This window comes from Roseofilum sp. Guam (genome assembly GCF_017746735.1).
GTDB classification, from domain to species: Bacteria; Cyanobacteriota; Cyanobacteriia; order Cyanobacteriales; family Desertifilaceae; genus Roseofilum; species Roseofilum reptotaenium.
This window is the reverse complement of record NZ_JAGHZN010000038.1, coordinates 39,721-48,939: the sequence shown is the minus strand read 5'-3', so window position 1 is coordinate 48,939 and position 9,219 is coordinate 39,721. Positions and strand designations below refer to the sequence as shown.

Sequence of the window (9,219 nt, the reverse complement as noted above, 5' to 3'; positions counted from 1 at the left end):
CAGGAGCGGAATGAAGGGAAACTTTCACGTTCCGTTCTGAAGTCGAGTTAAAAGGGTGACCTTTTAGCTTAGATAACAGGGAATAGGGAATGGCTGAGGCGATCGCGTCCTCCCTCTAGCCCAACGCGCTACCATTCTAAATAGATCTTATCCATGCAACCGGTAACCATGACACAAACAGCCTCTTCTTTTGACTTTGTGCCTCAAGCCACTCAAGATCGAGAAATCCTAGAACACTTGGGCTTTCTGCCTGGTGTCAAAGAATTCTTAATGGTGCGCCAAGTTCATGCCTTAGAACATGCAACCGTCTGGGTTTTGACGGAGTCCGATCGCAGGGGCGAACTGTTGGGTGGCATGTCTACAGAACAGGGATTTTACCTGTATGGTAGCGTTAACCCTCAAACCTTACAGCAAGCCGTTTATAGCGCCCTAAACCGTATTACCAGCGGAGAATGGAACCTAGCGGTTCATCCTCGATGCGGAACCAATCTTTCTGTAGCGTTGCTACTCACGGCTGGTTTTACCCTGGGTGTGAATTGGCTGATGCCCAAAGATCCCCTCGGACAATTGTTGGGGGTGGGAGTTGCTGCGATGAGTGCTTCCGAGTTGGCCCCTGATTTAGGGCCGATTGCTCAACGCTACGTGACTACAGCTATTCCCTTTAACCTGGAAATCGTCAGAATTGAGGAAAGTCAAGATATGTGGGGTAAACCCGCCCATTTTGTGCGCGTCCGATGGCAGGATTAGTAACAAAACTTAAAAAACTAAGCGTGCAGATGAGAACCGTTGAGTAGTACCCTGAGAGACAATGCCCGTTAACAAATACTCAAAGGAAACAGTCATCATGGTTAAGCGTGGTTCTAAAGTCCGTATTAAACGCAAAGAGTCCTATTGGTACAACGACGTTGGTACGGTAGCGAGTGTAGACAAAAGCGGAATCAAATACCCCGTTATTGTTCGCTTTGACAAAGTCAACTATACCGGTTTCAGCGGTAGCGCTTCTGGAGTCAATACCAATAACTTTGCAGAAAGCGAACTTGAAGAAGTGTAATCGTTTCTTGGCAAAGCTTATTGGGATGAGTAAGAGTTGTGCCTGAACTACCAGAGGTTGAGACTGTCCGGAAAGGACTCAATCAACTGACGCTAGAGCAGGAGATTGAGGGTGGGGAAGTGTTGTGCGATCGCCGGCCATCAGGCTTGAGTCACAGCATTGCCCACCCTCCTTCTGTGGATGAATTTTTGCAGGCGATGCGAGGAGCGAGAATTGTACAATGGCATCGTCGCGGTAAGTATTTGTTGGCACAGTTAAGACGGAAAGGCAATGCATCCGGATGGTTGGGCGTGCATTTGCGGATGACGGGACAGTTGTTATGGGTTGCTCCTGAAGAACCTCTGGCGAAACATACGAGGGTACGGTTGGAGTTTAAATCCGGGAAAGAATTGCGGTTTGTGGATCAGCGTCGCTTTGGTCGAGTTTGGTGGGTTCCGGCTGATCTGGCTCCAGAGAAGATTATGACGGGATTGGCAAAATTAGGGCCAGAACCTCTTTCTGAGGACTTTTCGGTGGAATACCTGCGCCGCACCCTAGAGCGCCGGAAACGAGCGATTAAAACGGCTCTTTTGGATCAAAGTTTAATTGCTGGATTGGGTAATATTTATGCGGATGAGGCGCTGTTTCTCAGTGGAATCCACCCGGAAACGCGCTGTTGCGATCTGTCGGTTTCCCAGTTGGAGGAGTTAAAAAGAGCGGTGGTTCAGGTGCTGGAAGATAGCTTAAGGGAGGGGGGAACGACGTTTAGTCATTTCCTGAATGTGCAAGGGGTGAATGGCAATTATGCGGGGGTGGCGTGGGTCTATGGTCGCAGGGGGCAACTCTGTCGCCGTTGTGACAAGGTGATTGAGCGGGTGAAGTTGGGGGGGCGATCGAGTCATTTTTGTCCCCAATGCCAGGCAATTAAAAATTAAAAATTAAAAATCATACAGCGCTTTGAGCTGTAAGCCCCTTGTCTCCCAGCGATGCATTGTCACAAGAATTTAAGGATTTGATACAATAAGAAACTGGCTTGCTATTTCAGCATGGCGATTTCTATGGCCTTAGACCGAGAAGTGTCACTTTTTGTCTTCGGGATCGACGCGAACCGTGACAAAGAGAGTTTTAGGATCGCCTCCAGGTTTGATTTGAGTTTTAGCACTCAAGGTTTGTTGGGGGCCACCTTCATCGGTTTCTTGCCCAGACCCTTTCATTTTGGTCGTTTTAGCTTTTTGGGATTTTACGGGTGTAGTGGTCGTTGGGGGTCTCTGTGAGGTCGTTTCCGTCGTACCCTCTTGAGTGTCTTTAGAGGATTTTTTCTTGGTTTCTGTCTCGTCAGGAGTGGGGTCTGGTGCTGGGGTTTCTGTGGGAATATCTGTGGGGGTGTCTTGTTCAGTAACCGTATCTGGCTGTTGGTTGGGGCCGCTCATTTTAGCCATTTTTTTGAGCATGGCTTCAATTTTTTTCTGGGCAACAGCCCTGGGATTTCCTTGGGCCAGGACTTTATATTCAAAGCTTTTACCAACGGCAGCAAAGCCCACGACTTTGACCAGATCGAGGTCAAATTTGAGGGTCACTTCAGCCAGTTTTTTCTGCACTACTTCCGGGCTGGGGTCTTGACGGACAATGGTTTCGATATGTTTGGCAATCAGGGTGCGAGTAAATTCGGGAATGCCCGGTTCCTCGCCTGCTGAAACGGCTTGCATTTTCTGTTTTTTAGCTTTTATTTTGGTGCGTTTGATTCTCACAAATACTTCTAGGCGACCTTTCTTTTTGTCGATGTCTTTGTAAACATCAACATCAGTTTTGGTACGAGAGCGAGCTTCGTGGAGCTTTATGGCTGTACCGACGGCAACCACTCCAACAGCAGTGGCTGTGCGTTGAAAGTCCGAGCTGCCTTCTTCACTCTCATCACTATCATCTTCTTTACGCTGGATAAGGGTGAAGTTATTCCCATGACTGGCTAGGGGTTTGGGGGGTGGCCCGTCTCCTTGGCGCTGTACGAGGCGATCGGGGAAGAAGGGAGTGCGCTGGACTTGGGGTTTATCACCTGATTGTTGAACGACGTGGGTGAGTTCGTGGGCGAGTAAATGACCTCCAGAGGGAGTATCGGGACGATAAGTGTTTTTGCGGAAATAGATGTCTTTGCCGGTGGTAAAGGCTTGGGCGTTGAGGGAGCGACTGAGCCGATCGCCTTCACTCTTGCGGTGAATTCTGACTCCACTAAAGTCTACCCCAAAGGCCTGTTCCATGGGTTGGCGCACGGGTTCGCTCAGGGGTTCGCCTTTTCCTTGCGATCGCTGGATCGCCTGTTCCAGATTCCCCTGAATGGGCGCATTGAGTAGTTTTCCGGGGGCTGCTTTCCGATTCGCTTCCGTTTCTTCCTTGGGCACCTGCGCGACAATTTCATACTCAACCTCACGGGCGAGGCGATCGAAAATCCCCGTTTTATTATTCAACTCAATTGAGGTTAAATCATACTGTCGTTTTAACTTGGGTAAAACTGGCCTGATTTTGTCCGGGTCTTTATCTTTACGGGCCCTTTTCTCTAAGTCCCGACCCAAATTGGGTAAAACATCCGATTCATCCATCAATTTGGCTTTGAGAGTAAACTCATTGCTGACCGAATCATCTTCCACAATCAGCTTATTTTTCTTATCTTTCCACTTATCCGTCTTCCGTTGCACTGTACCACTGCTTGTGCTGGTCTTAGAAATTTTCTCTTTCTTGATCGTTCCAACCAGCTTATACTCATTCCAATCAAATATCCCTTGTTTAACTTTGAGACTACCAACTGTGGCAAACTCGTGACCTTGTTCTATCGATTGTTCGAGTCCGCCTAGCCCTTGTTTGACTTCCTTGGGATTGCGTTCCGATTTAATTAACTGTTCGCCTCTGGTTTCTCCCTCGGAAACCATGTCCTTGACTTCATCTTTTTGCTGCTCTAGTTTGCGCTTATATTCTGCTTCTTGGCGCTTGCGTTCTCGGTCTTCTTCCGTCTCCTCTTTATCGCTCTTAAACGCACTTTTGACTCTCTCTTTCGTCGATTCATACTTTTCTTTCACCTTAGCCTTGACTGACTCATACTTCTCTTTCACCTTCGCTTTAGCCGCCTCATATTTTTCCCGCGCCTTAGCTTTAACCGCATCAATTTTCTTCTTGATTGGTGCAACCACAGCTTGGAACAGCTTCTCTAGTTTTCTGCGGAAAAATCCGGTAATTTTCTCTAGAATACCACGAATCTTATTAACAATACCTCCCAGACCAATCAAACTCGCCATGAATCCCAAGGCAATGGGAATAATCCGAGCCAGAGCCATTTCCACGGACAGCGAGAAGGTTGCGGTATCCCCATTGGCGATCGCCGTCATTCCCGCAAAAATCGTTTTAATTAACTCAACCACCTGTTCATAGTTCTGGGCAAACCAAATAATCACATCGACAATCGCTTTAATGATTTTCACAATACCGGCCGCTGGATTCAAAATCCCAATCAACCAAGTTGTTGCGGCTTTAATAACTTCAATGCTTGCCATAATCGTGAGTTCTTTGATGAACTCCATTTTCATCTCATTAAAGATATCAATCAGGAATGACCAGGCTTTGCCAATACCATCTTTAACCAAGGTATAAAACAACTGAACCACCATGCCCACTTTTTCATCTAAACCGGCAATTATTCCCTCAATATCGGCTCCTTCGATCGCGCTCCGAATTGCACCAATCAGGTCACTGCCAAAAACTCCAGACGCTACGTCAAAAATGGAATCAACCGTTAGACCCATGATCTGCATGAAGATCTGGAAAAAGCCTTGAATATCAAATTTCTTCGGCAGTGTAATGGGGCCAAGATTACCAAATAACCACTCAACCATCCCATTGATGAAGTGTTTGGGGAAATTCTTAGCGAAGTTGAGAAAACCATCTTTGAGTCCGGTAAATAGATTTTTCATAAATCCGCCGGGATCTTCAATAATGGCATCTAAAATTGAGCTATCGATGCCAAATTTCGATAGTATCCACTTGATGGGAGTCAATAGGGCTTTGATAATGGCGATCATTAAATCCCCAATAAAAGCGAGGGCTTTCTTGACTAATCCTTCATTGGCAGCTTTGAGTTCTTCAATGCGGTCATCAATTTCTTGCAGACCTTGCTTATAGTTCTCGGTGATATCATTAATTAAGTTGTCTTGATAAGCTTTAACGTTATTTTCTAAACCATCGAACTGTCCTTGAATATTCGCGATCGCACCTTCCGCCAGTTGCTTTTCTTCTGGCCCCAACTCATCCACGGCTGCCTGAAAATTGGTTTTTCCTTCATCAATGGCGGTTTTGGCTTCGATCATTTTCTGCTCCACAAAGGGAGCAATGGGGTCGAGTTGGTCATACAACCCTTTGGTGATTTTCAGGACACTTTTAACTTCCTTCGTTTTTATGGTTGGGTTAAAGTCTCCTGTGCCACCAATGGATTGCCTTAAGAAACCGACATAGACTTCTCTGGCATCGCTATAGATATCGTTGACTTCATCGGGAAGACCGGTAAACAGTTTTTCTTTCGCCCAGAGAAAGATATTGAAGATTTTGAATTTTTTCCAGAGAATTTTAATCTTAATACCGTGGCGATGATAGTAATAATTTTTCTGCCATTTTTTGAACGCAGCTTTTTGCACCCTTTCAAAGGCTCGACGAGCTAACTTTAAGCCGCTCTTCATGCGTGCTTGGACTCCGGCATCCATTTCCGCCAGGATACCATTTACTTTGGCTTGGGATTCTTCGTAAATCTTATTCAGTTTGGCGGTAATTTTGAGCCGAGCCTCTTCATTTGCACCCTTGGTTTCTTGTTTTTTGGTGGTCATATCGACCATGGTTTGGGTGCGAACCCCTTTTTGTTGCTCTTTGGTCTGTTGGGTTTTTTCCTTGTTCCGGGTTTGGGTTTCGGAAATGCTTCCCTGTTCCTTTTCTCGAAACTCTTTGGGGCCTTTTTCGCTAAAGTCTTTGGACTCTTTCAAGCTATCGATCGCCTTATCGCCCCCCATATCCCCGAAGGTTTCCATGTTCTCGGTGGTCAGGGTAATCTCTCTATTGGGCTGCTCGATGGTTTGGGGTTCAACAGAATTTTTGCGCTGGATGATCCACTGGGGCGATCGCTGGATCATTTCCGCTAAGGATTTTGCCCGTATCACATGGGGATCGACGGTTCGCTCTAGTTTGGCCTGCTTTAACTTATTTCGTTTTGGCTCAACTTCCGGCTGCACTTTCGGCTGCGGATCGCTTTGGCGATCGCCCATTTGCATCACCCGATCCGCCATCGAGTCCGCTTCCTTCTCGTACTTATCTTGAGGCCCTCCAACCCTCAACTTCGGTTGAATGGGGCCAAAGGTATCTTCTAAATTCTCCGTTTGCTCCTTCAACGGCTCTTCAACATCCTTGTTAGAAGTCTTTGGTGGAACTGCGAGTTCTGGATTCACCGGCGGCTCATCAACCGCTATCTTGTCCTCGACAGGCGGCATTTCCTTAACGATTTTGGGCGTTTCCACCGTAGGATCGGGAGGCACTTGGGTAGACTCCGGCATCCCTCCTCCCGCTTTTGTCGTCGCCCCTCCTACCTCATCTTTAACGGTTCCCTCAACTTCCGATCCGACTCCACCCCCACCTTCAACATCTTTCATGTTCTTGGGTTCTTCAATACCCAATGCGGCTAAAAGTTGTTGCACAAAGGCTTCGCGATCGAACGTTTCCGGGTCTAAACTCGATGAAGTGTCCGTTTTCTTCCCCTTCGCATCCCGGTCTTGTTTATTCGGGTCAACCACCGATTCCTGGGTTTCCACCACTTCCTTTTGCGGATCGTCATGGCTCGAAAACTGGTCGCCCTGTTGTTCAATTTGTTGCTTAACGGCATTAAAGGCCGGATTTTGCATCGGGTCGCTAAAATCACCCTGATCCGAAGAAACCTGTGGCACCATAATCGGCATCGGAGGCCCTTGCACTGGAGGTTGCAGGCCCTGTTCTAGTTCATCTTTAATATCGGGTGTCGTTAACTCACTCTCATCCTTCGGGGTGACATCTTCTTGCTGATTTTCCTTATCCTTCCCTTCCTTGTCTCCCTCTTCCTTCCCTTGCTCGTCTTTCTTGCCTTTCTCTACATCTTTTTCTGTCTTTTCTGCCCTCTTAGCCAGTTTTTCCCGTTCATTTTCATCCATGTCCTCTTCAGTGATCTCAGTCTTCTGCTCTACTGGCGTTGTACTGGTATCTTTGTTTTCGGTTTCATCTTCCGTGTCTTGATCGTCTGCTTTCTGAACATCCGGCTGAGTTTTCACACTGGGGCCCGTTTGTTGAATGGTGTGGGTGAGTTCGTGGGCCAGTAAATGTTTCCCACTGGTAGAACCGGGGTTATATTGTCCAGAATTAAAATAAATATCTTTCTTGTGGGTAAAGGCTTTGGCTCCTAGGTCTTTGTTCATTTGCACCGCATCGCTGTCGGTATGCACCCGAACCCCACTAAAGTCATTATTAAAGCGGGATTCCATGAAGCCTTTGGTCTCTGTGGGTAAGGAGGAACCGCCCCCTTCTTTACTCTTAATTTTGCTTTCTATGCCACTACTGGCCTGAAATGACCCATCGCTATCGGCTTGCACAGTAGCGGGTGAATCATTGATTTCTACAGGGGATTCAATGGCTGGGTTAGGTTCGGGTTTGAGAGTAATATTAACATTCTGTTCATCGGTATTCACTTGTGGAAATTGAGGCTCTGGGGGTGGTGCAGGAGACTCTTCTGCCTCCTCTTCCCGTTTCAGAGTGATATTAACGTTCTGTTCGTCTTCGCTTTCTTCTTGGTTACCTAATATGGCTGCATAGGGTATGGCTTTGGTGCGACGACGGTTGGGGCGACCATTGATCCGTTGCAGGGTTTCCGGGGAAGATTGTAGGGTGGTGTTATCGGGTTGTTGTTCGGGTTCTTCGTCTCGCTGTACTGGAGTAGAAGCCTTCATGACTCGATCGGCCATGAGATCGGCTTCTTGTTCGTAGCGATCGCCTGGCGCACCGACTATCAGTTCAGGTTGGATCTTAATGCTCTTTCCTGGTGTTCGTTGAATTCTAGCTGCCAATGGTTTTAAGTTAACATCTATCCCACTGTATTCTTCTTTCGGTTGTACCTTAGGGGTGAGGGGTTTTAGGTTAACGTCAATTCCATTCCCCTCACTTTCTGATTTCTGTTGAATTTGTTTCGGCAGCGGTTTGAGGTTAACATCGATACCACTGTACTCTTGTTTCGGTTGCACATTACTGCCCAGGGGTTTGAGGTTAACATCAATGCCACTCATGGATGTTTTACGCTGAATCTGACCCTCTAAAGGCTTTAAATTCACTTCAATCCCCTTAGCTGTTTGTTTTCGTTGAATCTTTTGGGCTAAGGGTTTACGTTTAATTGGCTTCTCGGTTGTTGATTGGGCAGTTTCCGAAGAGATTTTATTCGATTTAGTCGTTTTTTGATCGACTTTTTTGGGCTTGAGTTTCGCCCCTTTTTGCTGAATAGTATGGGTTAATTCGTGGGCTAAAAGCCGTTTCCCACTCGTTGAACCTGGGTTATATTGCCCAGAATTAAAGTAAATATCGTGACCGTGGGTAAAGGCTTTGGCTTGCAGGTCTTGGCTTAACTGGACGGCTGTGCTATCGGTATGGATTCGCACTTGGCCAAAATCATTGCCAAAGCGATCTTCCATAAACGATCGCGTCCCATTGGGTAAGGGTTGTCCTTTTCCCCGTTTGGCTTGAATCCGTTTTTCTACTGTTTGACTGGTCTCGAATGTTCCATCTTGCCGCAATTTATGTCGGTCTTCATCCTCGGTTTGAGATTGCAACAAAGCCGGATTAATTTTCCTGGGAGCTACATCAATTTGACTAAATTGATACCCTAGGGGAGATAGCGTGGGGCGATCGCCTGTCCCCTGATAGTTTAGCACTGCACTTTTCCCCTGCTCGTTAGGAGGCGGCTCGCTCATCGCCGTCATTTGTACAGTCGCACTCTCAGTATCGGTTTCCAGTAAGGGAATATGCTCAGTAAAGGGTTTCGGTGTAGGGAGAGCATTTTTGGCCGGAACTGCGGGAGTGGGAGTGACCGGAACTTGGGTTTTTGTTTTAGTTGCCATAGCTGACGATCTCGCTTGTGGCCCCAGAAAGGAGAGAGTTGA

The 9,219-nt window shown here is 47.1% G+C and carries 4 protein-coding genes; 3 read left to right on the top strand and 1 reads right to left on the bottom strand.

What is annotated here, in order from left to right; all coding sequences use genetic code 11:
- Positions 1–168: 168 nt before the first annotated feature.
- The 3 genes from J7529_RS15665 (at position 169) to J7529_RS15655 (ending at position 1,965) form a co-directional block, all read left to right on the top strand.
- The gene (locus J7529_RS15665; RefSeq protein ID WP_318729778.1) at positions 169–747 is read left to right on the top strand and encodes a DUF6391 domain-containing protein; all 579 of its coding nucleotides are present in this window, start codon (positions 169–171) and stop codon (positions 745–747) included.
- Positions 748–844: 97 nt separating this feature from the next.
- A complete protein-coding gene (locus tag J7529_RS15660) occupies positions 845–1,051 on the top strand; it encodes a photosystem I reaction center subunit IV (protein ID WP_271940587.1) in 207 nt (68 codons plus the stop codon).
- A gap of 38 nt (positions 1,052–1,089) precedes the next feature.
- A complete protein-coding gene (locus J7529_RS15655; protein ID WP_318729777.1) occupies positions 1,090–1,965 on the top strand; it encodes a DNA-formamidopyrimidine glycosylase in 876 nt (291 codons plus the stop codon).
- A 144-nt stretch (positions 1,966–2,109) separates the two neighbouring features.
- On the opposite strand, the gene J7529_RS15650 is transcribed toward J7529_RS15655, so the two are convergent.
- The gene (locus J7529_RS15650; protein WP_318729776.1) at positions 2,110–9,177 is read right to left on the bottom strand and encodes a DUF4157 domain-containing protein; all 7,068 of its coding nucleotides are present in this window, start codon (positions 9,175–9,177) and stop codon (positions 2,110–2,112) included.
- Positions 9,178–9,219: the final 42 nt, after the last annotated feature.